Raw genomic sequence first — 22,153 nt, 5'->3', positions numbered from 1 at the left:
GAACTGACCAGGCCCGATACGGGGAACCGGGGTCACTCCGCCAGCCGTGCGCACTCGGCGTGGCGGAAGCAATCCGCCACGTGATCGTTCACCATGCCGGTGGCCTGCATGTGGGCGTAGACAATCGTGGAGCCGACGAAGCGGAAGCCCCGCCGTTTCAGGTCTTTCGACAACGCATCGGACTCCGGCGAGGTGGCCGGCACCTCGGCGTCGCTCTGCCAGTGGTTCTGCTTCGGCGCGCCGTCCACGAAGCGCCAGATGTAATTGCAGAAGCCGTCGAACTCCTCCTGCACAGCCAGGAAGGCGCGGGCGTTGGTCACGGCCGAGCGCACCTTCAGGCGGTTCCGGATCACCGACGGATCGGCCAGGATCTTCGCGATCCTCGCCTCGCTGAAACGGGCGACCTTCTCTGCATCGAAATCTGCGAAGGCGCGCCGGTAACCCTCCCGCTTGTTCAGCACGGTAGACCAGGACAGCCCCGCCTGGGCGCCCTCCAGCACCAGGAACTCGAACTGGCGCCGGTCGTCGCGCACGGGCACGCCCCACTCCGTATCGTGATAATCGATGTAGGCCTGATTCACGCCCAGTGACCAGGCGCAGCGCACCGGATCCTCGCTCATCGCGTCATCCCCCTGCTGTCGGCGGTGCGGCCATTGTCGCTCCCGGACGGGGAAGACAGCCAGCGGCGAATCGCTCCCCGAAGACGAAAAAAGGCCCGCGGCCGTAGCCGCGAGCCTTCTTCCGTGAGTTGACGGATGCGCTCAGGCTGTCAGACGGAGCCGCCGCAGGAGCCTTCGCCGCCCTTGTCACCGCCACAGGAGCCTTCGCCACCCTTGTCGCCGCCGCAGGAGCCTTCACCACCCTTGTCACCGCCGCAGGAGCCTTCACCGCCCTTGTCGCCGCCACAGGTGCCTTCACCGCCCTTGTCGCCGCCGCACTTGCCTTCGCCGCAGGCGCCTTCACCGCCCTTGTCGCCTTCCTTGTCGCCGCCGCACTTGCCTTCGCCGCACTTGCCTTCGCCGTGGCCACCGGTGGCCTCGTAGCCGCTGGACAGGGACGTCATCTGGAACGGGCTGCCGGCGCCCTGGTCACTCTGGGCCTGGGCCACGCCCACGGCGCCGAAAGTAGCGGCGAGTGCCGCACCGACCGCAATCGCAATAGGCTTCTTCATGTGCTTGTCATTCATGATCTCTCTCCTCGCTGTCGTATCGGCCCGTAGCGGGCCCTTGATTCCCTGGGGGCGTTGCAACCGCCCCGGCAGGATGAAAACGCTTTGTCGCCTGACCGGATCTGCCCGGCTCCGGTCGGCCGGGCTCAGATCTGCCAGTCCACGGCGCTGCGGATGTTCTCCGTCACGTCGTCCACCGACTGGCCCTTCTCGCCGACGACGGCGATGCTGCCCTCGCCGACGGGCAGGATGACGCCGTGGAAACCGTCTCCCTCGAGCGGCACGGGCGCATCCAGCTTCTCGCCGGCCATCAGCAGCAGCGTGACCGGCCCGTCCGCGCCCTGGACCACCAGGTGCGGGACGTCGCGGCCGTTGATCGGGCAGGTCTGCGCATAGGTCACCAGCCCGACCCGGCCGGCGTCAAGGCGGGACACGGCGGGTGTCAACACCCGGCTGAGTTCGTTGCCCGCCACCGCCTCGTCCGTGACGACGCGGGAATAGGGTTCATGGTCCATATGCGCGATCACCTCGGCGGCGAGCGCGGAGGAATCGAGCCCCCGCGGTCCGCTGCCGAACTGCAGCGCCAGGGTCACGGCCAGCGCCAGCGCGGCGGCAACGCCGGCCCAGGCGGGCAGCGCGCGCCAGCGGGCGGCGCGCCTCCCGCGCCGCTGGTCCAGCGAGACCACCTTGTCGGCCCGGCCGCCGGCATGTCCGTCTTCTTCCGGGAGATCGATGAGGAAATCCGGCACGTCAACGGCGAGGGCGGCCGCGAGGCGCCGCTCGAACACGGCGGACTCGGCGGCGTAACGGGCGCATTCCGGGCACCCGGAGGCATGGGCGGACCGGCCAGGGAAATCCGCCCCGGGGTCGCTGTCGAGCCGCTCTCTGAATTCCTGACAACGCATGTTCGTCACTCGTCCGAGTCCGGGCCATCGGCCGCGAACCTCTCCTTCAGCTGGTTGCGCGCCCGGTGCAGCCGGGTGAGCACGGTGGCCTGCTTCAACTCCATCACCTCGGCGATTTCGCCCGTGGTGTACCCCATCAGCACCTGCAGCACGAGCGGCTCCCGGTATTCGTCGGGGAGCTCGAGGAGCTCAGCCCGAAGGTCATCGACGTCGGTATCGTGCGAGTGCGCCAGCATGCCTTCTTCCCTGCCGCCGAGATCGTCCACATCCACCGTCTCCAGTCGTTTCCTTTCGAACTGCCGCGCGTTCTCGCGCCTCACTATCGTCAGCAGCCACTGCTTCGCCGCGCCGTCGTCGCGCAGGCTGTCCAGATTGCGCCAGGCTCGCACCATCGCTTCCTGCACCACGTCCTCCGCCAGTGCGCCGTCCCGGCTGAGCCAGAACGCGTAGCGGTACATGTCCCGGCGGAGTTCGCCCACCAGCCGCTCGAAGCGGTGCCGGCGCCGGCTGTCCTCTGATATTCCCGTCATGGATACAGACCTGCGGTCCTCGGCATTTATTTCACCACTCCTCCCCCTCCTTGGACACGCCAACCGAATCGGGGGAGAATCCGATTTTTCCCGAGTGACCCGAGAGTAAATATGAGCAGCCGCCCGGACACAAGGTTCCCCGCCACCCGACTCCGCCGCACCCGCCGTACCGGCTGGGTGCGCTCGCTGGTGGCCGAGAACCGGCTGGCGCCGAGCGACTTCATCTATCCCGTCTTCGTGCTCGAGGGCGAAGGCCGCCGCGAGACCGTGCCGTCCATGCCGGGCATCGAGCGGCGTTCCGTCGACCTGCTGCTGGAGCACCTCTCCGTGGTACACGCGCTCGGCATCCCCATGGTAGCGCTGTTCCCCATCATCGACCCGGCGGCGAAGACTCCGGACGGTGCCGTCTGTGCCGACCCGGACGGCCTGGCACAGCAGGCGGTGCGGGCCATCAAGAAACGCTATCCGGATCTCGGCGTCATGACCGACGTGGCACTCGACCCCTACACCACCCACGGCCAGGACGGCATCATCGACGACAGTGGCTACGTGCTGAACGACGAGACCGTGGACATGCTGGTGCGCCAGGCCGTCTCCCACGCCAAGGCGGGCGCGGATGTAGTCGCGCCATCGGACATGATGGACGGGCGCATCGGCGCCATCCGCACGGCGCTGGAGGACGGCGGCCACGTGCACACGATGATCCTGGCCTACGCGGCCAAGTACGCCTCCAGCTATTACGGACCCTTCCGCGACGCCGTCCGCTCCGCGTCCAACCTGGGCGGCGGCGGCAAGCACAGCTACCAGATGGACCCGGCGAACAGCGACGAGGCGTTGCGCGAGGTGGGCATGGACATCGCCGAGGGCGCCGACATGGTCATGGTGAAACCGGCGCTGCCTTATCTCGACATCATCCGCCGCGTGCACGACGAGTACGGCGTGCCGACCATGGCGTATCAGGTGAGCGGCGAATACGCCATGCTGAAGGCGGCGTCCGCCAACGGCTGGCTGGACGAGCGCGAGACCGTCATGGAAGCGCTGCTGTCGATAAAGCGGGCCGGCGCCAGCGCCATCCTCACCTATTTTGCGCCGGAGGCTGCGCGCTGGCTGGCCGACGACTGAGCCGGAAGTACGGGACGGAGCGGGGAAAAACAGGGACGTGAGCGAACAGAACGAGCCGGACCGCTACGGCGTGGTGGGTTATCCCGTCAGCCACAGCCGCTCGCCGATCATCCACCGGGTCTTCGCTCAGCAGACCGGCCAGCACCTGACGTACGAGCTGCTGGAGGTGCCGCCCGCCGAGCTGGAGAGCGCCATCCGCTCCTTCCAGCGCCAGGGCGGGCGCGGCCTGAACATCACCGTGCCCCACAAGAGCGAGGCGGTCCGGCTGGTGGACGAGTTGTCCGATGCGGCCAGCATGGCCGGGGCCGTGAACACCCTGAGCATCAGCCGGGAGACCATCCGCGGCGACAACACCGACGGCGTCGGCCTGGTGCGCGACCTGCGCAGAAATCACCGGGTGGCCATCGAGGGCGCGCGCATACTCATCCTCGGCGCCGGGGGCGCCACCCGCGGCATCATGGCGCCGCTGCTGGAGGAGCAGCCCACCACCATCACACTGGCCAACCGGACGGTGTCCAAGGCGCAGGCACTGGCGAACCATTTCGGCAGCATGGGAGCCGTCGAGGCCTGCCGCTTCGACGACATCGTGCAGGACGTCGACTACGACCTGGTGATCAATGCCACCTCGGCCGGGCTGCGCGGCGAGGCGCTGCCGTTCCCGGCCGGCATCGTCACCGCGGAGACGATCTGCTACGACCTGTCGTACGGCACCGGCGACACGCCGTTCACGCACTGGGCGCGGGCGCAGGGCGCCCGGCGCTCCATCGTCGGCTGGGGCATGCTGGTGGAGCAGGCAGCGGAGTCGTTCTACATCTGGCGCGGTGTCCGGCCGGACACGCGAAGCGTCCTCAAGCGTCTGCCGCGCTGAGACTCAGCGCATGGTGACCAGCTCTTCCGCGCTGGTCGGGTGGATGGCGACGGTATCGTCGAAGTCCTTCTTCTTCGCGCCCATGCGGATGGCCACCGCGAAGCCCTGGAGCATCTCGTCGGCGCCGTCGCCGAAGATGTGGCAGCCGACGATGCGCTCGTCGTCGCCCACCGTCACCAGCTTCATGGAACTCGGCCGCTTGAACTCGCTGAGCGCGTACAGCATGGGATTGAACCGGCTGGTGAAACAGCCCACGTCGTCGCCGTAGCGCTCCAGCGCCTCGTGCTCGGTCAGCCCGACCGTGCCCATGGGCGGATGGCTGAACACCACCGTGGGGATGCTCGAGTAGTCCAGGTGCCGGTCGGTCATGCCGCCAAACACCCGGTCGGCGAGCCGGCGGCCGGCGGCGATGGCCACGGGCGTCAGCGCCGCCGCGCCGGTGACGTCGCCGATGGCGTAGATGTTCGGCACGCTGGTGACCTGGTACTCGTCCACCGGGATGAAGCCGCGCGCATCCGTCTCCACTCCCGCCGCCGACGGTTCCAGTCCGTCCGTCGCCGGCGCCCGGCCCACGGCCCAGATCAGGCAGTCGTAGCCGTCGAAGTGCCGGCCGTCCTCGCTCAGCAGGCGCAGGCCGTTGTCGGTCTGCTCCAGACCCTTCGGGATGAAGTGGCGCTCGATGATGATGCCGTCGTCGTCCATCGCCTGCATGACCTCGCTGCGCAGCATCTCGTCGAAGCTCCGCAGCACGCCGTCGTAGCGGACGAACTGGGTCACGTCGGCACCCAGGGAATTCAGCATGCCGGCGAGTTCCACGCCGATGTAGCCGCTGCCGACGACCGCGACCCGCTCCGGCTTCTCCTCCAGTTCGAAGAAGCCGTCGGAAGTGATGCCGAGTTCCGCGCCGGGGAGATCGGGCACGATGGGGTAGCCGCCCGTGGCAATCGTGATGTGATCGGCGGTGAAACGCTCGCCGTCCACCTCCACGGTATGCTCGTCGACGAACTTCGCGCGGCCGGCGATGTGGGTCACGTGGCGCTTGTCGAGATTGCCTGCGTAGATCTTGTTCAGCCTGGCCACGTAGGCGTCCCGGGCGGCCTTCAGCCCGGGCCAGTCGTGGCCGTTGACGGCGACGTCGAAGCCGTAGTCCTTCGCCTGCTCCACGTGATGGGACATGGCGGACGCGTACCACATGACCTTCTTCGGCACGCAGCCCACGTTGACGCAGGTGCCGCCCAGGCGACCGCTTTCGACCACCGCCGCCCGTGCGCCGTATTCGGCAGCGCGTTGTGCGTGGGCCAGTCCGCCGCTGCCGCCGCCGATCGCGATCAGATCGAAGTGGTGTGCCACCGTCAGTCTCCGGTTATTGTGATCCGTTGATCGTCCATTTTCCCGCGCGAAACCCGGCTATCGGCGCGACTCCGGACGGGACGCGCATGCTAACATGCGGGCCGGTCAGGGAAATGCAAGACCGAGGTCGGGTTTGCCCATGTCCAACCCCATGTCCAATCCGTTGCTTGAAAACACGGAACTTCCGCCGTTCCCCGAGCTGGAGCCGTCGCACGTGCTGCCTGCCGTCAGGACGGTGCTCGAGGAGAACCGGCGGCGCCTGCAGGAACTGCTGGCCGACGAGTCTCCCACGCCGGAGGCGCTGGTGGTCCCCCTGGAAGAGATGAGCCACCGGCTGTCGCGGCTCTGGTCGCCGGTGAGCCACCTGCACATGGTGACCGCCAACGCCGACTGGCGGAAGGCGTACGGCGAGGCGTTGCCCCTGCTGACCGAGTACGCCACGGAGCTGGCCCAGAACGAGACCCTGTACCGGCGCTTCCAGGACCTGGCCGGGCGCCTGCCGGCGGACGCGGATCCCGGGCTCGCGAAGTTGCTGGAACACGCGCTCCGTGACTTCCGGCTCGGCGGCGTCGGGCTGCCCGAGGACGACAAGCGGCGCTTCCGCGAGATCCGCCAGGCCATGGCGAAGGCGGCGACCCGCTTCGAGCAGAATCTGCAGGACTCGACCGACGCCTGGAGCCTGCACGTCGAGGACGAGGCACAGCTGGCCGGTCTGCCTGCAGGCGCGCGTCAGCGCGCCCGCGCGGCGGCGGAGGATGCCGGGCTCGACGGCTGGAAGTTCAACCTGGATCAGCCCACCTATCAGGCGGTGCTCACCCACGCCGACGACGAGGATCTGCGCCGCACCTATTACGAGGCCTGGGTCACGCGGGCCTCCGATACCGGCCCCCACGATCCCGCCCACGACAACGCGCCGCTCATCGAGGAGATCCTGGCGCTGCGCCACGAGGCGGCCGCCCTCACCGGCTTCGACAACTACGCGGAGTACTCGCTGGCCAGCAAGATGGCGCCGGGCGTGGACGATGTGCTCGCGTTCCTCTCCGAGCTGGCCGAGCGCAGCCTGCCTGCAGCGAAGGACGAGGTGGCCGCGGTGGAGGACTTCGCCGGCCGCTCGATCCGGCCCTGGGACCTCGCCTACTACTCCGAGAAACTGAAGCAGGAGCGCCACGCCATCTCCGACGAGGAGCTCCGCCGGTACCTGCCGGCGCCCAGGGTCGTCGAAGGTCTGTTCCGCCTGGCAGGGGAGCTCTACGGGCTGGAAATCGCCGTACGCGAGGGCGTTCCCGTCTGGCACGACAGCGTGAACTATTACGAGGTGCGCGATGCCGACGGCACGTCCGTGGGCGGCTTCTACGCCGATCTCTACGCCCGCACGGGCAAGCGCGGCGGCGCCTGGATAGACGAGTGCGTCGTGCGCAAGGGCATCGGCGGCGAGAGAGCCGCGCCGGTGGGCTACCTGGTGTGCAACTTCACGCCGCCCCACGGCGATGAGCCGTCGCTGCTGACCCACAGCGACGTGCTCACGCTCTTCCACGAGTTCGGCCACATGCTGCACCACCTGCTCACCCGGGTGGACTACCCCAGCATCGCCGGCATCAACGGCGTGCCCTGGGATGCGGTGGAGCTGCCGAGCCAGTTCATGGAGAACTTCGCCTGGCACTACGAAGTGCTGGCGCACGCGTCCGGACATGTCGACACCGGCGAGCCCCTGCCGGAGGAGATGTTCGAGCGCCTGCGCGGCAGCCGCAACTTCAATGCCGGCCTGCAGATGCTGCGCCAGTTGGAGTTCGCCCTGTTCGACTTCCGCCTGCACGCCGAGTACGACCCCGCGCAGGGCTCGCGCGCGGCGCAAATCCTGGACGAAGTACGCGACCGGGTGACGCTGGTGCGGCCGCCGGCCTGGAATCGCTTCGCGAACGGTTTCGCGCACATCTTCGCCGGCGGCTATGCTGCAGGCTACTACAGCTACAAGTGGGCCGAGGTGCTGGCGGCGGACGCTTTCAGCGCCTTCGAGGAGGCGGGCATCTTCGACCGCGGCACGGCGCAGAGCTTCCGCACCAGCATCCTGGAGGTGGGCGGCAGCCGGGACATCATGGATGCCTTCGTCGAGTTCCGCGGCAGGGGCCCGAGTCTCGAAGCGCTGCTCGCGAGCAGCGGGATCAGCCGGGCAGCGTGAAGGTCGCCACCTGGAATGTGAACTCCCTGAAGGTCCGCCTGCCCCAGGTGCTCGCCTGGGTGGCGGAGGCGAAGCCCGACGTGCTGGCACTGCAGGAGATCAAGCAGCCGGACGAGGACTTTCCGGCGGAGGCGCTGCAGGCGGCCGGCTACCACGGCATCTCCAACGGCCAGCGTACCTATAACGGCGTGGCACTGCTCTCGCGCCGGCCGCCGTCCGATCCGGTACGCGCGTTGCCGGGCTCCGAAGACCCCCAGCGGCGGGTGCTGGCGGCCACGATCGGCGGCGTCCGCGTCGTCAACCTCTATGTTCCCAACGGCCAGGCAGTGGACTCGGACAAGTACCAGTACAAGCTGGAATGGCTCGGCCGACTGCGGGACTATCTCGCCGACGAGCTGAAGTCCCACGGGCGGCTGGTCGTGCTCGGCGACTTCAACATTGCCCCGGAGGACCGGGACGTGCACGACCCTGAGCTCTGGCGCGGGCGGGTGTTGTTCAGCGAGCCCGAGCACGCCGCACTGAAGCGCCTCACCGAACTCGGCCTGGTGGATCTGTTCCGCCAGTTCGACCAGCCGGAGGAGGCGTTCAGCTGGTGGGACTACCGGGCGGCGGCATTTCGCCGCAACCGGGGGCTGCGCATCGACCTCATACTCGGCAGCCACGCCATGGCCGAGCGCTGCGTCGCCAGCGCCGTCGACCCGGAACCGCGCGGCTGGGAGCGCCCTTCGGATCATGCCCCCGTCTGGGCGGAGTTCGAGGAATGAGGGCGCGCGCGATCTGCCGTCTTAGGTCAAACCGGCCGCTTGCGGCCGGGGGCGGCGTGTATGCTGCAGGCACAAGACACGATGGTCCGCTGCCGCGGACGGGGGGAGAATCGTGAATCCGGATGCCGGGACTCACGGTCGGACTCTGCAGGCGGGCCGCAGCGCGGGGGGCGCCGACGGCGCCGAGAAGTACAAGAATATGCTGCAGGACCGGCGCAACGACTTCGATGTCACCAACACGGTGCAGGTGAGCAATCCCGCCGCCGTGCGCGACGCGGTGCGGGAACTGCTCGAGCAGACCTACCCGGACGCCGGCCTCGACAAGATCTGGCTCGCGTTCTACGACTTCGAACGGCTGTTCACCGGCCGCATGCCCGGCTACCTGGGCTGCGACACCAGCTATCACGACATCCAGCACACGCTGGACATGACGCTGGCCATGGCGCGCCTCATCGCGGGCTACGAGTCGGCGCGCAACGTCGGCGAGGGCCTCGGCCCCGAGCGGGCATTGCTCGGCATCATCACTTCCCTGTTCCACGACGCCGGCTACATCCGCCACGAACTACGGGACCGGGAATACCGCAACGGCGCCGAGTTCACTCTCTATCACGTCAGCCGGAGCGCCGATTTCCTGCGCCGCTATCTGCCCGGCATCGGGCTCGACCACCTGGCGCCGGCCGCGAGCAAGCTGGTGCACTTCACCGGCTACGAGATCGCGCCGGAAGCGATCGAGATGGAGGATCCGAAGGACACCCTGCTGGGTCACCTCCTCGGCACGGCCGACCTGGTCGCCCAGATGGCCGACCGCTGCTACCTGGAGAAATGCCGCGACCGCCTGTACAGCGAGTTCGTCGTCGGCGGCGTGGCCATCGAGAACGCACGGCCCGGCGAGTTCATGGTGCGCTACGAGTCCGGCGAAGACCTGCTCCGCCAGACGCCGGGGTTTTTCGAGTATGCGGCGCTGCCCCGGCTGGAGAACACCTTCGGCGGTGTATACCGATACCTCGAGGCGCTGTTCGAAGGCCAGAATCCCTACATGCTCGCCATCGAGGCGAACTTCACCTTCCTCGAGCAGATCCTGGAGTCCGGCCACTGGCAGCTGCTGCGGCGCAAGCCGCCCGCGTTCGTCGGCGAGCAGTCCAGTCTGCGCACCATGCGCGAGATGGTGGAGGAGACCGGGACGCGTCTCGCCCGCATACGGCTGGACAATACGGCGACCGGCTGACGCACCGGTATCACCATCACCGGGCGGCGGCTCGGGCGCGGATCAGTTCTTCGCGCGCAGGAACACCGGCCGGTCCGGCTCGGATTGCTCTTCGCTGTAGCGGTAGCCTTCCTCCGCGAAGTCCTTCAGGCCCTTCAGCGTGTCGACCCGCTCGCGGATGATCCAGGCGGCCATCATGCCCCGCGCCCGCTTGGCGAAAAAACTCAGCACCCGGTAGTCGCCGCTCTTCGCGCGGTCCTTGAACACCGGCGACACGATGCGCCCGTCCAGCAGGTCCCCGTTCACCGCGCCGAAGTACTCGTTGGACGCCAGATTGATCAGCGCCTTCGGCTTCTGGCCGGCCAGCTCCTCGTTCAGCGCGCGGGTGATGCGCTCGCCCCAGAAGGCGTAGAGGTCTTTGCCCGCCTCGCTGGCGAGCGAGGTGCCCATCTCCAGCCGATAGGGCTGCATGAGATCGAGCGGGCGCAGCACGCCGTAAAGCCCGGACAGGATACGCAGATGATCCTGCGCATAGTTCAGGTCGCGGGCGTCGAAGCGCTCCGCCTGCAGGCCCTGATACACGTCGCCCTTGAACGCGAGCAGCGCCGGGCGTGCGTTCTTCGCGGTGGCGCGGTCGGAGAAGTCCCGATAGCGCTGCACGTTCAGCGTCGTCAGCTTCGGCGACAGGTTCATCAGCGAGGCGATCTCTTTCCCGGACTTGCCGCGCAGGATCTCCACCAGCTGGCGCGCCTCGCTCTGGAAGCGCGGCGTCGTGTGCTTGTCCGTCGCCAGCGGCGATTCGAAGTCCAGGGTCTTGGCGGGAGAGAGGACGATGATCATGTCGGTCTACCGGTGTTGCTCGGGTGGTGGCGGCGGCCGTCGGCTGCCGGGCGACTGCTCATCCTAGTGAAACGGCGGCCTTTGTAAAGACGCTGCGCAGGTGCTGTCGCAGCCCGTCGCCGCCTGCAGGTCAGCGCCGCCGGCAGCCCCAGACCACGACCTGATCGCCGACGGTGACGGATGCCTCGCCGTCGCGTATCCAGAGCAGGACGTCGCCGTCGCGCCAGCGGCGGCCCTCGTCTGTCTCCACCGCCGCCAGGGTATGGCGGCGGCCGTCGAACTCGACGCGCGCCATGGCGTCGGCGATCTCGACAGACAGGAGCCCGCCCTGCTCGCAGTCGTAGCTCCGGGTGTCGACGGGTGCACCGGCGCAACCGGTGCCGGCGAGCGCCGGAGTCACCAGAGCCGCCAGGCCGGCGGCCCGCAGACTCGCGCTCAGCCGCGGAATGGGCGGTCCTGGCGCGGCCGGGCCTCGCTGACCCGCGCCGGCCGGCCATTCAGGTCCTGACCGTTCATCACCCGGATCGCTTCCTCGGCTTCTTTCGCATCGTCCATCTCGACGAAACCGAAGCCCTTGGAGCGACCCGTCTCGCGATCCATGATGACCTTGGCTGACTTCACGTCGCCGAAGGCGGCGAAGGCCTCCCGCAGTTCGTCGTCCGTAATGCTGTAAGGGAGGTTACCCACATAGATATTCATCAAACCGTCCACACACCGCCGTTCTCAACACGCTGACATCAGCCGGATCAACGGCGTGGGACCTCGGCCGGATGACCCCGGGTGTACCGGGCGCGGGGCCTCCTGTCAGTGATGATCCGCCCCGCCGCTGCCAATAGTAGCGGGCACCAGAAGACGACTCAATCGCCGATCATCCGGCCGTTACCAATCCGTCACACGGCATCCGGCTGGCGGGTGGCGGCGGAGTACATCGGCAGGAATGCCTCTCGCGCACGGATGCGGTCGACCCAGTCTCGTATGGCCGGATGAGCGTCCAGGCTGAAGCCGCCCTCGTCCGCGACGTGCGTGTAGGCGAAAAGGGCGATGTCCGCCACGGTGTATTGGTCGGCCACGAGGAAATCGTGATTACCGAGGCGCCGTTCCATCACGTCCAGTGCGCGGTAACCGGGGGTCCTCCGGGCCTGTAGTTCCTCCTCGCGGTCGGCGGGCCGCCCGAGGTAGCGGACGATGAACCGGGACGTGGCGATGTAGGGCTCATGACTGTATTGCTCGAAGAACAGCCACTGCCAGAGAAGCGCCCGCTGGTAGGGATCCGTCGGGACCAGGTGCGTGCCGTCGGCCAGGTACAACAGGATGGCGTTCGACTCCGCGAGAGAGCCCTGTCCCTCGACGTCCAGTACAGGCACCTTGCCGTTCGGATTCCTGGCGAGGAAACCGGGCCGGCGCGTATCCCCCGAGAGGATGTCGATCTCCTCCCATTCGTAGGGCAGGTCGAGCTCGTGCAGGACTAGTTTGATCTTGTAGCAGTTGCCCGAGATCGAGTCGCCGTAGACACGGTACATCAGGCGATTCGCACCGCTGTGCCGCTGACGCTCACCATCAGCATGCCGTTGGACTCGCCGAGCACCTCGTAGTCGATGTCCACGCCGATGACGGCGTTGGCACCCTTTTCTCGCGCGGCGGCCTCCAGCTCCTCGAAGGCCACCTCGCGGGCCTTGCGCAACTCCTTCTCGTAGGAGGCGGAGCGGCCGCCGACGATGTCGCGCAGTCCGGCGAACAGGTCGCGGAACAGGTTGGCGCCGAGGATCGCCTCGCCGGTGACGACGCCGAGATAGTCACGGATCTTCTGCCCCTCCAGCGTGGGGGTGGTGGTCACGATCATGGTCACTCCTTGTCGGTGGCGGGATCGCCACTCGTTGGATTGCCGGTTGCCTCGGCCATGGCCCTGCGCATGGCCGCCAGGATGTCGTCGTGCTCGCGCTGTCGGTCGTCGTCCGGGTCGTCGACGACGGGCACCGCCGCGATGTTCTCTATGTACGCTTGCGGGAAACCGTGGAAGCGGGCGCCGTGGAGTACCAGGTCACGATACCAGCGGAACGGCACCAGGGAGCCGTCCTGGAACTGGGTGTCGGCCTTGTAGGTGTGTACCTCGCCGAGGCCGGGTAGCGACAGGAGGTGGGCATGGTAGCCCCGGTTCAGGCCCTCGATCCGGTCCAGCGCCGGCTTCTCGTCGAGGGACAGCTCGAAGATCGCCGCATGGACGAGATCCCTGCCGTCGTTCGTCGCTGAGATCGTGGCCTTGGCCGAGCCGTCGAAACCCCGCTTGTCGAAGCTGAGCCGCCATCCGGTCAGTTCCCAGGTAGTCAGCAGCGTCGCCGAGGGCGTGCGCCGCCGCAGGCGCTCCGGATGCAGGTTGGAGCCATAGGCGAGATAACGGATGGTGGTCATGTCCGCCGATTCTCTCCGGCGCCCTTCGAGCCATCAAGTCGGCCAGCCGGGCAAGGCGCACAAGAGCGCTTGCGCGGCCGGGCTGCAGCCAGTAGACTCATTATTGAGAATGATTCTCATTTGCATGAAGGGAGAGGACGACATGATGACAGACACCGCCTATCGACCCGCTCCCCGGGATCTCCGGGACACCGCGCCCGCCGCCGAGGCTGGCCGGGAGGCCCGTTACAGTCTCAGCATCGCCCGCGTGCCCGGCGGCGCTGCCGCCCTGGAGGTCCACGACAACGAGCGGGGCTGCCCGCTGCTGGGCTGGCAGGGCGACGTGGCGCGGCAGATGCTTGATTCCGGCATCCTGCCGGCGGACTATTGCCGCGGGGGCTGCCACGGCTGCGACAAGTCGCTGGTGCAGCGGCTGATCATGGCCGGCGCGGCGGCGGAGATGCGCATCCGGGCAGTCGAAGACGCCACACACTGACTCGCATGAAGCCGGCCGGCCCGGCGGCGGGGTTCCATGCAAGCGACCGTTGCCGAGGCATTACAGCGGGTACCGGGTCTGGCAGGGCTCGGAGACCGTGACGCACGGACGCTGTTCGGTGCCGCCGCCGTTCTGCGCCTCGATGCGGGCGATACCGTGTTCCATGCCGGCGCCGAGTGCCGGCATTTCCTCATCATCACGCAGGGCTCGGTCCGCGTTACGCTGAACGCCTTGTCCGGCCGATCCGTGACCCTGTATCGCCTGGAGCCCGGCGACACCTGTGTGCTGACCACCTCCTGCCTGATGAGCAGCCGCCGCTACCCCGCCGAGGCGCACACCGAAACGCCGGTGACGGCGCTGGCGATGGGGCGTTCGACCTTCGACCGGGGCCTCGAGGAATCGGCGCCATTCCGCCGTTTCGTGCTGGACAGCTTCTCACGGCGGCTCGCCGGCGTGATCGAGCGCATGGAGGCCGTTGCACTGACGCCGGTCGAGGCGCGGCTGGCTGCCCTCCTGCTGACGCTGGACCCCGGCGACGGCGACGTGCGGATCACCCATCAGAGCCTTGCGGAGGAACTCGGTACTGCCCGTGAGGTGATTTCCCGGCACCTGAAACGCCTGGAAGGCGCAGCGCTGGTCACCCTCGGCCGCGGCGTGGTCACGCTCTCCGATCAAGCCGGGCTCCGTGCCATAGCGGACGAGCAGCCCTGCGGCTGATCCCGGTGCCGCTCCGATCGCCGGCCTCTGCCGCCCTCTGTGACGAAGTCACTGAGCGCGACGCCTGCGCGGAGCACACTGTGCCCGTGACATCGCAAACCCCTCAAGGAGGCTCGTCATGGCATTCCGTAACGAAGGCACCGTCGACCGGGCCGTCCGCGTGACGGCGGGGCTGGTACTACTCAGCCTGGTATTCATCGGCCCGCAGACTCCGTGGGGCTGGATCGGGCTGGTACCGCTGGCCACCGGCCTCATCGGCTGGTGCCCGGCCTACTCCCTGTTCGGCATCAGGACCTGCAAGACCGATCAGTCCGTACAGTAGCGGTAATTTAGCCGCGGCGCGCCATAGCCGGTAGACTAGCCACCTGTCATACCACGCGCAGAACAGGGGAACCCGGCTATGGCGCTATTGATTCTGGGGCTCGTACTCTTCCTCGGCATCCACTCCTCCTCCATCGTGGCGGAAGGATTCCGCAACCGGATGGCGGCGAAGAGTGAACTGGGATGGAAGGCGTTCTACGGCGTCGTCTCCATCGTCGGCATCGTGCTCATCGTCAAGGGCTATGCGGCGGCGCGCATGGACCCGACGCTGCTCTACGTGCCGCCGGTGTGGATGAAACATCTCGCGGCGTTGCTGCTGCTGCCCGTCTTCGTCCTGTTCTTCGCGCCCTACCTGCCGGGCAAGATCAAGGCCGCCACCAAACACCCGCAGCTGGTGGCGGTGAAGCTGTGGGCCGTGGCCCATCTGCTGGTGAACGGCACTCTGGCAGACGTCGTCCTGTTCGGCAGCTTCCTGATCTGGGCGGTCGTGGACCGCATCTCGTTCAAGCGGCGGACCGAGCGCCCGGTGCCCTCGGCGCCGGCCAAGGGGATCAACGACGTGCTGGTCGTGGCCGCCGGTCTCGGCGTCTACGTGATCTTCGTGCTCTGGCTGCACGAGGCCTGGTTCGGCGTGGCGCCTTTCGGCTGAGAACGGCCGCCGTCAGTCGTCGCTCAGCTCGATGCGGATGCCGCCCAGCCAGCCTGCCACGGTGTTGAAGATCAGGCAGATGAGCAGCGTCATCAGATAGATGACGATGAGGTAGGCGACGGGCATCAGCAGCAGCAGCCAGACGGAGGCCGTGGCGAACGGCCCGTCCGACGCACCCAGCTGGATGTCGGTGAAAGTCATCACCAGCAGGCCGAGCAGCACGTAGACGAACATGAACACCGCGGCGGTGGCGGCCGAGATTTTGGCCGCCGACCAGGGATCGATTCTTCGCAAGGTACGGTTCATGGCTAGAACACCGCGATCAGCAGCATCACCAGCGTGGCGACGAAGCCGACCGTCCAGATAAGCGAGCGGATCAGGAAGACGCCGGACGCGTACGCCGGCACGTAGGCCACCCGGGCCACCAGATAAGTCCAGGCGGCCGCCTCGGTGGCCGGTGTGGACGCCTCGCCCAGCACCACCACCACGACGGCGATTGTGAACAGAATCAGGCCTTCGAAGTGGTTGTCGAGCGCCCGTTTCAGCCGTCCGGGGACGCCCCAGGGCTGTTTCTGCTCGTCCCGGTTGCCACCCGTGTATCGGGGGCCCAGCTGTTTGTTGACGGGCACGGCCATCAACACGAACTGCACGAATTGCAGCAGTGCTGCGTAGCCGAGGACCTTCAGTTCGACCGGCATCGGGTTCTCCCGTTGTTCTGGTCTACGACACCATCCTACGCCCCGGCCTCACCGATGGGAACGGTCGCCGGCGTCGACGAGTCGGCGCGCGATCGCGGGCACCTCTTCCAGGGCGTCGACGGAAGCGGCAAGACCGGCGGGGGCCGCTTCGCCGCCGGGCACATGGTCATAGCCGTAACGGGCGAAGATCACGGGGACGCCGGCCTGCCGGCCGGCAGCCACGTCGTTGAGCGAGTCGCCCACCATCAACGCCCGCGCCGGGGATACGTCCAGGGCCTCCAGGCAGGCACGCACCGGCGCCGGATCCGGCTTCAGCGGCAGGGAGTCATCACCGCCGACGACGACGTCGATTTCACCGCTCATTTCCAGTGCCTCGAGGATGTCGCGGGCGATCGCGGTCGGCTTGTTGGTGCAGACGCCATGGCGCCAGCCCTCGGCCGACAGGGCCGCGAGCACCGCTGCCGCTCCGGGCATGGGCCGCGTCTCCCGGGTGGCGCACCGGCCGTAGACGGCCAGGAAGTCACGCCGGAGCGGCGGCACTTCGGCCTGCGCGAGCGGCCGGCCCGCCGCGGCGAAACCCCGGCGCAGGAGTTCGCCGACCCCGTCGCCGATCATCCCCCGGACGGCGTCTGCGCTCCGGGGAGCCAGCCCGTGCTGCCGGAGCACGTCGTTCAGCGCGGAGCCGAGGTCGCCGACGCTGTCGACGAGGGTGCCGTCGAGGTCCCAGACGATGGCCCGGGGATACCGCTTGTTCTCTAATCTGTCGCTAATCGATTGTTTCAAAACAATTAATCTTTTGCCGTGGGGATGGACACGGAGGATTCAAGTGAGGATAATACCTGAGTTGCTGCAGTGCAGCATTGAGGTATCGTACAGCCATGGATTACACGGATGTCTATTTCACACTCGACGGGATCGCGCTAGCAGGATTGCTGATCGCGATGGCAGTCGCCTGCTACCTCGCACACCGGCGCTATCGTCGCAATGGGCGCAACGGGCGCCGCTCTGAGGAAGAGCCGCGCAAGCGGATACGCCACCGCAGAGTCTGATCGCCGGTTCTGATACCTCCGGTGACCCCACGAGGGATCATCGGGGAGTGTCAGACTTCCCGCGGCTCGAGTTTCCTGACGCGGAAGCTCTGCGAGACAGCCTCGTCGAAATACGTGTCGATGCGGATGCAGCCGTCGAAGGCACGCGTGTCGACCAACGCCTCCTTCAACGTCGCTTCGACCTCCGGGACCTTGTCCCGGTTCGCGGGAAACTCGGCGATTAAGATCTTCGGCATGGCGCGTCCTCTTCATACGGAGAGCTGAGTCTACGCGCAACGGGCCAGGGAACGACGGACGCGTCAAAGTTCGACGTCCCCTCGCCTCGTGCCGTATTCGGACTCGAGCTCCGCCCTTCTCAGGAGGTTGTAGCCGGTCCAGTCCGCGACGGAGCAGTAGTCTCCCTCCGCGTTCGCGGTGTAGTGGTCTTCGACGGCGATCGGTCCGGCAGGGGGATGTCGCACAAATGAAGACGCGGCCGGGAGCCGGGACTCCCGACCGCGCCAGAGGGCAGGGTTGATTACAGATCGCCCACAGCCGTGCTGCGGATCTTCGGCCAGGTCTCCTCGGCTTTCCTGAGGATGTTCTCCTTGTCCGCCAGATACATCTGGAAGACCGCGTCGTTGACGAACAGGTAGAGCTTGCCGTCGACGATGTCCGCGAACATCGGGTCGCCGTCGAACTTCTTGCCCTTGGCCACCGCGAACGCGCAGAAGCCGCCGTACTGGGGCAGGTAGCCTTCCGGGTTTGTCTTGAACCGCTCGGCCGATGCCTCGGAGGCGAAGTAGTAGGCCACGCCGTCATGGGTGACGGTGTGGGCCGCGTCACCTTCCGCGGCGGCATTGAGAGTGCTCAGCGCCACCGTATCGATGCCGTGCAGGCCCAGGGGCACTCCGGCCGTGGTCACGCCGGTCGAGACGTTGTACTCGTCGGCGGCCCAGGCAGAGGTGGTGAGCATCAGGGCGGCAGCGGTAGCGATGGCAGCAGATTTCAGATTGATAAACATTGTCGTACTCCTTATGGATTGATTACAGGTCGGCGGTATCGTCCCTACCGGTAGGCGGCCTCGATGGCCTTCACGGTCTCACCGGTCGGGGCAATGTGGTTCGCGATCATGCGAAAGTTGGTGAGGGCGGCGGCGTAGCCGTCCCAGCCGGGCAGCTGCGCGGCGGCGGTGGCGTCGGGGACCACCAGCACTTCGAAGCCCTGCTCGATCAGCTCGCGCATGTGGGACTCCGTGCAGAGGTTGGCGGACATGCCGCCCAGGATGACCTTGCGGATGCCCGCCTTGCGGAGCTGCAGCACGAGGTCGTTGGTCTCCGGGCCGTAGACCTTGTGCGGGCTGGTGACCACGGTCTCGCCGTCTTCGATGTACTTTTTGTACTGCGCGAGCCAGTCGGCGCCCGAGCCTTCGAAGCCGACCAGCGACAGAGCGTCCTCGCGGTCGAACATGCCGATGGAATGCATGAGCGTCTCGAGCGCACCCTCAAACTGCCAGTCGTGGTCGTGGGGGTAGTAGTAGTGCGGCGAGATGAAGACGGGCATGTCGACCGCCTTCGCCGTGGCGAACAGCTTGTCGATGTTCTCCACCGTGCCGTTCTCCTTCACGTTCTTGCCGACGACGCCCCAGGTGACCCCTTCCGGACTCAGGAAGTCGTTCTGCGGATCGGTGATCACCAGCGCGGTGGCGCCGGGCACGATGTCCATGCCGGGGTCCGGCAGCTGGGCGTGCGCGGTGGCGGAGAGGGCCATTACAGCCAGCAAGGCGGCCAGCAGGGAGGTCAGAGTTCGGGTCATTACGTTCATCGGTTGGTTTCCTTCTGGTGGGGTTTCTTGGGATCAGCCCTGCACACCGATGCGTCGGTGCTCGGGGAGGATGGGAACGTCGTTGGCGCTCATGTCGCGGCGGCGCATGTAACCGTCGGCATCGAACTCCCAGTGCTCGTTGCCGTGGGTGCGGTACCACTGGCCGGTGCCGGCGTGCTGCCACTCGTACTCGAAGCGCACGGAGATACGGTTGCCCGTGTAGCACCACAGCTCCTTCATCAGCCGGTAGTGCAGTTCCAGCGACCACTTGCGGGTGAGGAACGCCTCGATGGCGGCGCGGCCGGTGAAGAACTCGTCCCGGTTACGCCACTCGGAGTCCGGGGTGTAGGCCTGCGCCACGAGCTGCGGGTCGCGGGTGTTCCAGGCATCCTGGGCGGCCTGGACTTTCGCGAGTGCCGTCTCCCGGGTGAAGGGCGGTGTCGGTGGGCGGGTCATGCCGTGTCTCCTGCAAAAACTGACGATGTCGATTTCTGGCTCTCCTACTGCAGCGACCGTGCCAACTCGCGAATTCTCGGGAAAACAATAAGTTAGTGATTCCGAGTGACCGCAGGAATTTGCGGACCGCAGGATTTAATGGTCCAATCCGTAAATCTTTGCGGTGGAGAGAGGGAGAAAGCGATGGCGACCCGTCCCAGCCGGGAATCATCCGGCCCGGTGCTGGCAGAGCGCTATCAGGCGCTCTTCGATCATTCACCCCACGCCGTCGTCGAGCTCGATGGCGAGGGCCGGATCCGGGGCGCGAACCGGGTCGGCCTGGAATGGGCAGGCGCGAAGGCCCCCGAGGACGTCATCGGCACGGCTTTCGCCGACCTCGCCGCGGAGGACGACCGGGAGCGGGTCGAGACGCAACTCGCCAGGGCACTGCAGGGTGAGGAGGTGCACTTCCGCTACGCCGACGAGGGCGGCGCCCAGTACACCACCTCGCTGGTGCCTGTATCGAAGGACGGCGAGGTGAGCCACGTGCTTGCGCTCACGCAGAACCTGACCGACGAGCTGCAGCTACGGCAGAAGTTCAGTGAGATGGAGGCGTACCACTCCCTCATCCTCGAATCCGCGGGCGAGGGCGTGTACGGCCTGGACGCGGACGGCCGGCTCACCTTCGGCAACGCCGCGGCGGAACGCATCGTGGGCTGGGATACGAAGCGCATCCTCGGCGAACGCTCCCACGAGATCCACCACCACACCTACCCGGACGGCCGTAACTACCCCCGCGAGGAATGCCCCATCTACGCCGCGCTGAAGGACGGCCAGGTGCACCACGTGGAGGACGAGGTCTTCTGGCACTCGGACGGCTCCGCCGTGCCGGTCGAGTACACCAGCACGCCCATCGTGAAGGACGGCAAGCCGGCCGGCGCCGTGGTCATCTTCCGCGACATCTCCGAGAGGAAGGCGCTGGAGGCACAGCGGCGCGAGGCCTTCGAGGAGATCAAGCGGCTGAAGGAGCAGCTCGAGCAGGAACGCGACTACCTGCGGGACGAGGTCAACGTCTCCTTCCACTACGGCGAGATCATCGGCCAGAGCGAGGCGCTGAAGCGCACCCTTGCCCAGCTCGAGGCCGTGGCGCCGACGCCCGCGAACGTGCTCATCCTCGGCGAATCCGGCGTGGGCAAGGAGATGATCGCCCGCGCCATCCACGCCCACAGCGGCCGCGCCGACAAACCGCTGGTGAAGGTGAACTGCGCCTCCATCCCGAAGGACCTGTTCGAGAGCGAGTTCTTCGGTCACGTGAAGGGCTCGTTCACCGGGGCGCACCGGGACCGGGTAGGGCGCCTGCAGCTCGCCGACGGCGGCACCCTGTTCCTCGACGAGGTCGGCGAGATTCCGCTGTCACAGCAGGGCAAGTTGCTGCGCGCGCTGCAGGAGAACGAGTTCGAAAGGGTGGGCGACGACCAGACGAAGAAGGTGGACGTACGCGTGGTCGCCGCCACCAACCGCGACCTGCTGGCAGAGGTGAAGGCGGGACGCTTCCGGGAAGACCTCTACTACCGCCTCAGCGTCTTCCCCATCCACGTGCCGCCGCTGCGCGAGCGCGTGGACGACATCGCGCCGCTGGCCGCACACTTCCTGAAGGTGATCGGCGAGGAACTCGGACGCCAAAACCTGAAGCTCACGAGGGAACAGCTCGGGCTGCTGGAGCGCCACGACTGGCCGGGCAACATCCGGGAGCTGAAGAACGTCATCGAGCGGGCGGCGATCTCGTCGAAAGGGAAGCGGGTGCGAACGGACCTCGCGCTGCCGGAGACGGCGGAGCTGCCGGCGGGGACGGCATCAACATCGGACGGCACCGACTTCGTCACGGAAGCCGAGTTCCGGCTGATGGAGAAGGCCAATATCACCGCCGCGCTACGCGCCGCGGACTGGCGGGTCTGGGGCGAGGACGGCGCCGCGGATCTGCTGGGGCTCAATCCGTCAACGCTGAAGTACCGGATGAAGCAGCTGGGGATCGAGAAACCGGGGGCAACGTAGCGCGAACTCGCCGCGCGGTCACCGCCGCAGAGCCTTCCTGATTACCAGCTTCAGCCCGGACCACGTCTCGTCGACCGCACAGACCTTCACATCCACCAACCCCATCGGCAGCGCGACTTCACGCACGACGTCCTCGGTCACGTCCGTCTCGACACCGGATGCCTTCTTCGGCCAGGAAACCCACAGGGCACCGTCCTGGCGTATCTCGCGTATGCCGCGCTCGAGTTCGGTTTGCAGCTTCCTGCGGGACTTCGTGAAGACATGAAGAATGTCGAAGGGCGAGCGAAGCCTTGAAGATACGATGGCGCCCTCCGGCAGCGGCGCCAGCAGATCTTCATATTGGGCCGGAGCACCTCTGACCTTCAGCCGGGTTCCCGCCTTGATGCCGAGTTTCTTGCTTAGCGGAGTGCCTGAATAACCGGCCATGGCTTTAGGCGCCTTCTGATTACCTTTCTTGACCAGAGGATCCCGCAAGAGATCCGCCTCATGCCGAATTGTGGCACAGCCAGTGACAGACACCACTCGGGGCGTCATGCGGTGAATGGAGCCGGAGATCGGCCCGGCGCGCATCCGTATGTTGCGGTAACACAACGGGCGTGGTCTTATGTCAGATAGTCCGAC

The 22,153-nt window shown here is 67.0% G+C and carries 29 protein-coding genes; 10 read left to right on the top strand and 19 right to left on the bottom strand.

What is annotated here, in order from left to right:
• Positions 1 to 32: 32 nt before the first annotated feature.
• The 4 genes from ACJMKZ_RS09620 to ACJMKZ_RS09605 all read right to left on the bottom strand — a co-directional run bounded on the left by ACJMKZ_RS09620 (position 33) and on the right by ACJMKZ_RS09605 (position 2,603).
• Positions 33 to 620: a DNA-3-methyladenine glycosylase I gene (locus tag ACJMKZ_RS09620; RefSeq protein WP_405232967.1), complete on the bottom strand. Its 588-nt coding sequence runs from the start codon at positions 618 to 620 to the stop codon at positions 33 to 35.
• Positions 621 to 769: 149 nt separating this feature from the next.
• Positions 770 to 1,186 carry an HvfA family oxazolone/thioamide-modified RiPP metallophore gene (locus ACJMKZ_RS09615; protein ID WP_405232966.1) on the bottom strand — a complete coding sequence of 139 codons (417 nt, stop codon included), beginning with the start codon at positions 1,184 to 1,186 and terminating at the stop codon, positions 770 to 772.
• A 128-nt stretch (positions 1,187 to 1,314) separates the two neighbouring features.
• The gene (locus ACJMKZ_RS09610) at positions 1,315 to 2,073 is read right to left on the bottom strand and encodes a DUF3379 family protein (RefSeq protein ID WP_405232965.1); all 759 of its coding nucleotides are present in this window, start codon (positions 2,071 to 2,073) and stop codon (positions 1,315 to 1,317) included.
• A gap of 5 nt (positions 2,074 to 2,078) precedes the next feature.
• Positions 2,079 to 2,603 (bottom strand): sigma-70 family RNA polymerase sigma factor, encoded by a 525-nt coding sequence (locus ACJMKZ_RS09605; RefSeq protein ID WP_405232964.1) that lies wholly within the window; start codon positions 2,601 to 2,603, stop codon positions 2,079 to 2,081.
• Between the two features lie 111 nt (positions 2,604 to 2,714).
• Between ACJMKZ_RS09605 and hemB the strand changes: the two genes are divergently transcribed.
• Positions 2,715 to 3,725 carry a porphobilinogen synthase gene (hemB, locus tag ACJMKZ_RS09600; protein WP_405232963.1) on the top strand — a complete coding sequence of 337 codons (1,011 nt, stop codon included), beginning with the start codon at positions 2,715 to 2,717 and terminating at the stop codon, positions 3,723 to 3,725.
• 37 nt (positions 3,726 to 3,762) lie between these two features.
• A complete protein-coding gene (gene aroE, locus ACJMKZ_RS09595) occupies positions 3,763 to 4,593 on the top strand; it encodes a shikimate dehydrogenase (RefSeq protein WP_405232962.1) in 831 nt (276 codons plus the stop codon).
• Positions 4,594 to 4,596: 3 nt separating this feature from the next.
• Here the strand turns inward: aroE and gorA are convergent, their stop codons facing one another.
• Positions 4,597 to 5,943: a glutathione-disulfide reductase gene (gene gorA, locus ACJMKZ_RS09590; RefSeq protein ID WP_405232961.1), complete on the bottom strand. Its 1,347-nt coding sequence runs from the start codon at positions 5,941 to 5,943 to the stop codon at positions 4,597 to 4,599.
• Positions 5,944 to 6,094: 151 nt separating this feature from the next.
• On the opposite strand from gorA, the gene ACJMKZ_RS09585 reads away from it, so the two are divergent.
• From ACJMKZ_RS09585 to ACJMKZ_RS09575, 3 genes are all read left to right on the top strand, one after another.
• The gene (locus ACJMKZ_RS09585) at positions 6,095 to 8,119 is read left to right on the top strand and encodes a M3 family metallopeptidase (RefSeq protein WP_405233167.1); all 2,025 of its coding nucleotides are present in this window, start codon (positions 6,095 to 6,097) and stop codon (positions 8,117 to 8,119) included.
• On the top strand, positions 8,116 to 8,883 hold the full coding sequence (xth, locus tag ACJMKZ_RS09580; protein ID WP_405232960.1) for an exodeoxyribonuclease III: 768 nt from the start codon (positions 8,116 to 8,118) through the stop codon (positions 8,881 to 8,883). Before ACJMKZ_RS09585 ends, xth begins: the two co-directional genes overlap by 4 nt.
• 112 nt (positions 8,884 to 8,995) lie before the next feature.
• Entirely contained in the window at positions 8,996 to 10,108 is a 1,113-nt protein-coding gene (locus ACJMKZ_RS09575; RefSeq protein WP_405232959.1) for a hypothetical protein, read from the top strand.
• 42 nt (positions 10,109 to 10,150) lie between these two features.
• On the opposite strand, the gene yaaA is transcribed toward ACJMKZ_RS09575, so the two are convergent.
• The 6 genes from yaaA to ACJMKZ_RS09545 form a co-directional block, all read right to left on the bottom strand.
• Complete coding sequence (gene yaaA / locus ACJMKZ_RS09570) at positions 10,151 to 10,927, bottom strand: peroxide stress protein YaaA (RefSeq protein WP_405232958.1); 777 nt, start codon at positions 10,925 to 10,927, stop codon at positions 10,151 to 10,153.
• Positions 10,928 to 11,057: 130 nt separating this feature from the next.
• Positions 11,058 to 11,327, bottom strand: coding sequence for an MliC family protein (locus ACJMKZ_RS09565; RefSeq protein ID WP_405232957.1), 270 nt, complete (start codon positions 11,325 to 11,327; stop codon positions 11,058 to 11,060).
• Between the two features lie 35 nt (positions 11,328 to 11,362).
• Positions 11,363 to 11,626 carry an RNA recognition motif domain-containing protein gene (locus ACJMKZ_RS09560; protein WP_405225552.1) on the bottom strand — a complete coding sequence of 88 codons (264 nt, stop codon included), beginning with the start codon at positions 11,624 to 11,626 and terminating at the stop codon, positions 11,363 to 11,365.
• 191 nt (positions 11,627 to 11,817) lie between these two features.
• On the bottom strand, positions 11,818 to 12,447 hold the full coding sequence (locus ACJMKZ_RS09555) for a glutathione S-transferase family protein (RefSeq protein WP_405232956.1): 630 nt from the start codon (positions 12,445 to 12,447) through the stop codon (positions 11,818 to 11,820).
• Positions 12,447 to 12,767: a heavy metal-binding domain-containing protein gene (locus ACJMKZ_RS09550; RefSeq protein WP_405225549.1), complete on the bottom strand. Its 321-nt coding sequence runs from the start codon at positions 12,765 to 12,767 to the stop codon at positions 12,447 to 12,449. Before ACJMKZ_RS09550 ends, ACJMKZ_RS09555 begins: the two co-directional genes overlap by 1 nt.
• Before the next feature lie 2 nt (positions 12,768 to 12,769).
• Positions 12,770 to 13,333: a gamma-glutamylcyclotransferase family protein gene (locus ACJMKZ_RS09545; RefSeq protein WP_405232955.1), complete on the bottom strand. Its 564-nt coding sequence runs from the start codon at positions 13,331 to 13,333 to the stop codon at positions 12,770 to 12,772.
• A 142-nt stretch (positions 13,334 to 13,475) separates the two neighbouring features.
• On the opposite strand from ACJMKZ_RS09545, the gene ACJMKZ_RS09540 reads away from it, so the two are divergent.
• The 4 genes from ACJMKZ_RS09540 to ACJMKZ_RS09525 all read left to right on the top strand — a co-directional run bounded on the left by ACJMKZ_RS09540 (position 13,476) and on the right by ACJMKZ_RS09525 (position 15,495).
• Positions 13,476 to 13,808, top strand: coding sequence for a hypothetical protein (locus ACJMKZ_RS09540; RefSeq protein WP_405232954.1), 333 nt, complete (start codon positions 13,476 to 13,478; stop codon positions 13,806 to 13,808).
• Between the two features lie 36 nt (positions 13,809 to 13,844).
• Positions 13,845 to 14,525 carry a Crp/Fnr family transcriptional regulator gene (locus tag ACJMKZ_RS09535; RefSeq protein WP_405232953.1) on the top strand — a complete coding sequence of 227 codons (681 nt, stop codon included), beginning with the start codon at positions 13,845 to 13,847 and terminating at the stop codon, positions 14,523 to 14,525.
• A gap of 118 nt (positions 14,526 to 14,643) precedes the next feature.
• On the top strand, positions 14,644 to 14,847 hold the full coding sequence (locus ACJMKZ_RS09530; protein ID WP_405232952.1) for a YgaP family membrane protein: 204 nt from the start codon (positions 14,644 to 14,646) through the stop codon (positions 14,845 to 14,847).
• A gap of 78 nt (positions 14,848 to 14,925) precedes the next feature.
• Positions 14,926 to 15,495, top strand: coding sequence for an NnrU family protein (locus tag ACJMKZ_RS09525; RefSeq protein ID WP_405232951.1), 570 nt, complete (start codon positions 14,926 to 14,928; stop codon positions 15,493 to 15,495).
• A 12-nt stretch (positions 15,496 to 15,507) separates the two neighbouring features.
• Here the strand turns inward: ACJMKZ_RS09525 and ACJMKZ_RS09520 are convergent, their stop codons facing one another.
• The 7 genes from ACJMKZ_RS09520 to ACJMKZ_RS09490 form a co-directional block, all read right to left on the bottom strand.
• A complete protein-coding gene (locus ACJMKZ_RS09520) occupies positions 15,508 to 15,789 on the bottom strand; it encodes a hypothetical protein (RefSeq protein WP_405232950.1) in 282 nt (93 codons plus the stop codon).
• A gap of 14 nt (positions 15,790 to 15,803) precedes the next feature.
• The gene (locus tag ACJMKZ_RS09515) at positions 15,804 to 16,193 is read right to left on the bottom strand and encodes an MAPEG family protein (protein WP_405232949.1); all 390 of its coding nucleotides are present in this window, start codon (positions 16,191 to 16,193) and stop codon (positions 15,804 to 15,806) included.
• A 48-nt stretch (positions 16,194 to 16,241) separates the two neighbouring features.
• Entirely contained in the window at positions 16,242 to 16,976 is a 735-nt protein-coding gene (gene gph, locus ACJMKZ_RS09510) for a phosphoglycolate phosphatase (RefSeq protein ID WP_405232948.1), read from the bottom strand.
• Positions 16,977 to 17,292: 316 nt separating this feature from the next.
• Positions 17,293 to 17,478, bottom strand: coding sequence for a hypothetical protein (locus ACJMKZ_RS09505; protein WP_405232947.1), 186 nt, complete (start codon positions 17,476 to 17,478; stop codon positions 17,293 to 17,295).
• A gap of 281 nt (positions 17,479 to 17,759) precedes the next feature.
• Complete coding sequence (locus ACJMKZ_RS09500) at positions 17,760 to 18,245, bottom strand: YHS domain-containing (seleno)protein (protein WP_405232946.1); 486 nt, start codon at positions 18,243 to 18,245, stop codon at positions 17,760 to 17,762.
• A 44-nt stretch (positions 18,246 to 18,289) separates the two neighbouring features.
• Complete coding sequence (locus ACJMKZ_RS09495; RefSeq protein WP_405232945.1) at positions 18,290 to 19,045, bottom strand: cysteine hydrolase; 756 nt, start codon at positions 19,043 to 19,045, stop codon at positions 18,290 to 18,292.
• Between the two features lie 33 nt (positions 19,046 to 19,078).
• On the bottom strand, positions 19,079 to 19,501 hold the full coding sequence (locus ACJMKZ_RS09490) for a nuclear transport factor 2 family protein (RefSeq protein ID WP_405232944.1): 423 nt from the start codon (positions 19,499 to 19,501) through the stop codon (positions 19,079 to 19,081).
• A gap of 183 nt (positions 19,502 to 19,684) precedes the next feature.
• On the opposite strand from ACJMKZ_RS09490, the gene ACJMKZ_RS09485 reads away from it, so the two are divergent.
• Positions 19,685 to 21,532: a sigma 54-interacting transcriptional regulator gene (locus tag ACJMKZ_RS09485; RefSeq protein WP_405232943.1), complete on the top strand. Its 1,848-nt coding sequence runs from the start codon at positions 19,685 to 19,687 to the stop codon at positions 21,530 to 21,532.
• Between the two features lie 18 nt (positions 21,533 to 21,550).
• On the opposite strand, the gene ACJMKZ_RS09480 is transcribed toward ACJMKZ_RS09485, so the two are convergent.
• Positions 21,551 to 22,102: a DUF3052 domain-containing protein gene (locus tag ACJMKZ_RS09480; protein ID WP_405232942.1), complete on the bottom strand. Its 552-nt coding sequence runs from the start codon at positions 22,100 to 22,102 to the stop codon at positions 21,551 to 21,553.
• Positions 22,103 to 22,153: the final 51 nt, after the last annotated feature.

The organism is Lentisalinibacter salinarum, from assembly GCF_040706555.1.
In the GTDB taxonomy this organism is placed as follows: domain Bacteria; phylum Pseudomonadota; class Gammaproteobacteria; order Steroidobacterales; family Woeseiaceae; genus Lentisalinibacter; species Lentisalinibacter salinarum.
This window is presented reverse-complemented; position numbering and strand designations above follow the sequence as displayed.

Excerpts from the sequence above, each read along its gene's own strand:
- ACJMKZ_RS09620 (WP_405232967.1), bottom strand. The coding sequence starts at position 620 with ATGAGCGAGGATCCGGTGCGCTGCGCCTGGTCACTGGGCGTGAATCAG.
- ACJMKZ_RS09615 (WP_405232966.1), bottom strand. The coding sequence starts at position 1,186 with ATGAATGACAAGCACATGAAGAAGCCTATTGCGATTGCGGTCGGTGCG.
- ACJMKZ_RS09610 (WP_405232965.1), bottom strand. The coding sequence starts at position 2,073 with ATGCGTTGTCAGGAATTCAGAGAGCGGCTCGACAGCGACCCCGGGGCG.
- ACJMKZ_RS09605 (WP_405232964.1), bottom strand. The coding sequence starts at position 2,603 with ATGACGGGAATATCAGAGGACAGCCGGCGCCGGCACCGCTTCGAGCGG.
- hemB (WP_405232963.1), top strand. The coding sequence starts at position 2,715 with ATGAGCAGCCGCCCGGACACAAGGTTCCCCGCCACCCGACTCCGCCGC.
- ACJMKZ_RS09585 (WP_405233167.1), top strand. The coding sequence starts at position 6,095 with ATGTCCAATCCGTTGCTTGAAAACACGGAACTTCCGCCGTTCCCCGAG.
- yaaA (WP_405232958.1), bottom strand. The coding sequence starts at position 10,927 with ATGATCATCGTCCTCTCTCCCGCCAAGACCCTGGACTTCGAATCGCCG.
- ACJMKZ_RS09560 (WP_405225552.1), bottom strand. The coding sequence starts at position 11,626 with ATGAATATCTATGTGGGTAACCTCCCTTACAGCATTACGGACGACGAA.
- ACJMKZ_RS09555 (WP_405232956.1), bottom strand. The coding sequence starts at position 12,447 with ATGTACCGTGTCTACGGCGACTCGATCTCGGGCAACTGCTACAAGATC.
- ACJMKZ_RS09550 (WP_405225549.1), bottom strand. The coding sequence starts at position 12,767 with ATGATCGTGACCACCACCCCCACGCTGGAGGGGCAGAAGATCCGTGAC.
- ACJMKZ_RS09545 (WP_405232955.1), bottom strand. The coding sequence starts at position 13,333 with ATGACCACCATCCGTTATCTCGCCTATGGCTCCAACCTGCATCCGGAG.
- ACJMKZ_RS09540 (WP_405232954.1), top strand. The coding sequence starts at position 13,476 with ATGATGACAGACACCGCCTATCGACCCGCTCCCCGGGATCTCCGGGAC.
- ACJMKZ_RS09535 (WP_405232953.1), top strand. The coding sequence starts at position 13,845 with ATGCAAGCGACCGTTGCCGAGGCATTACAGCGGGTACCGGGTCTGGCA.
- ACJMKZ_RS09530 (WP_405232952.1), top strand. The coding sequence starts at position 14,644 with ATGGCATTCCGTAACGAAGGCACCGTCGACCGGGCCGTCCGCGTGACG.
- ACJMKZ_RS09525 (WP_405232951.1), top strand. The coding sequence starts at position 14,926 with ATGGCGCTATTGATTCTGGGGCTCGTACTCTTCCTCGGCATCCACTCC.
- ACJMKZ_RS09515 (WP_405232949.1), bottom strand. The coding sequence starts at position 16,193 with ATGCCGGTCGAACTGAAGGTCCTCGGCTACGCAGCACTGCTGCAATTC.
- ACJMKZ_RS09505 (WP_405232947.1), bottom strand. The coding sequence starts at position 17,478 with ATGCCGAAGATCTTAATCGCCGAGTTTCCCGCGAACCGGGACAAGGTC.
- ACJMKZ_RS09500 (WP_405232946.1), bottom strand. The coding sequence starts at position 18,245 with ATGTTTATCAATCTGAAATCTGCTGCCATCGCTACCGCTGCCGCCCTG.
- ACJMKZ_RS09495 (WP_405232945.1), bottom strand. The coding sequence starts at position 19,045 with ATGAACGTAATGACCCGAACTCTGACCTCCCTGCTGGCCGCCTTGCTG.
- ACJMKZ_RS09490 (WP_405232944.1), bottom strand. The coding sequence starts at position 19,501 with ATGACCCGCCCACCGACACCGCCCTTCACCCGGGAGACGGCACTCGCG.
- ACJMKZ_RS09485 (WP_405232943.1), top strand. The coding sequence starts at position 19,685 with ATGGCGACCCGTCCCAGCCGGGAATCATCCGGCCCGGTGCTGGCAGAG.
- ACJMKZ_RS09480 (WP_405232942.1), bottom strand. The coding sequence starts at position 22,102 with ATGCGCGCCGGGCCGATCTCCGGCTCCATTCACCGCATGACGCCCCGA.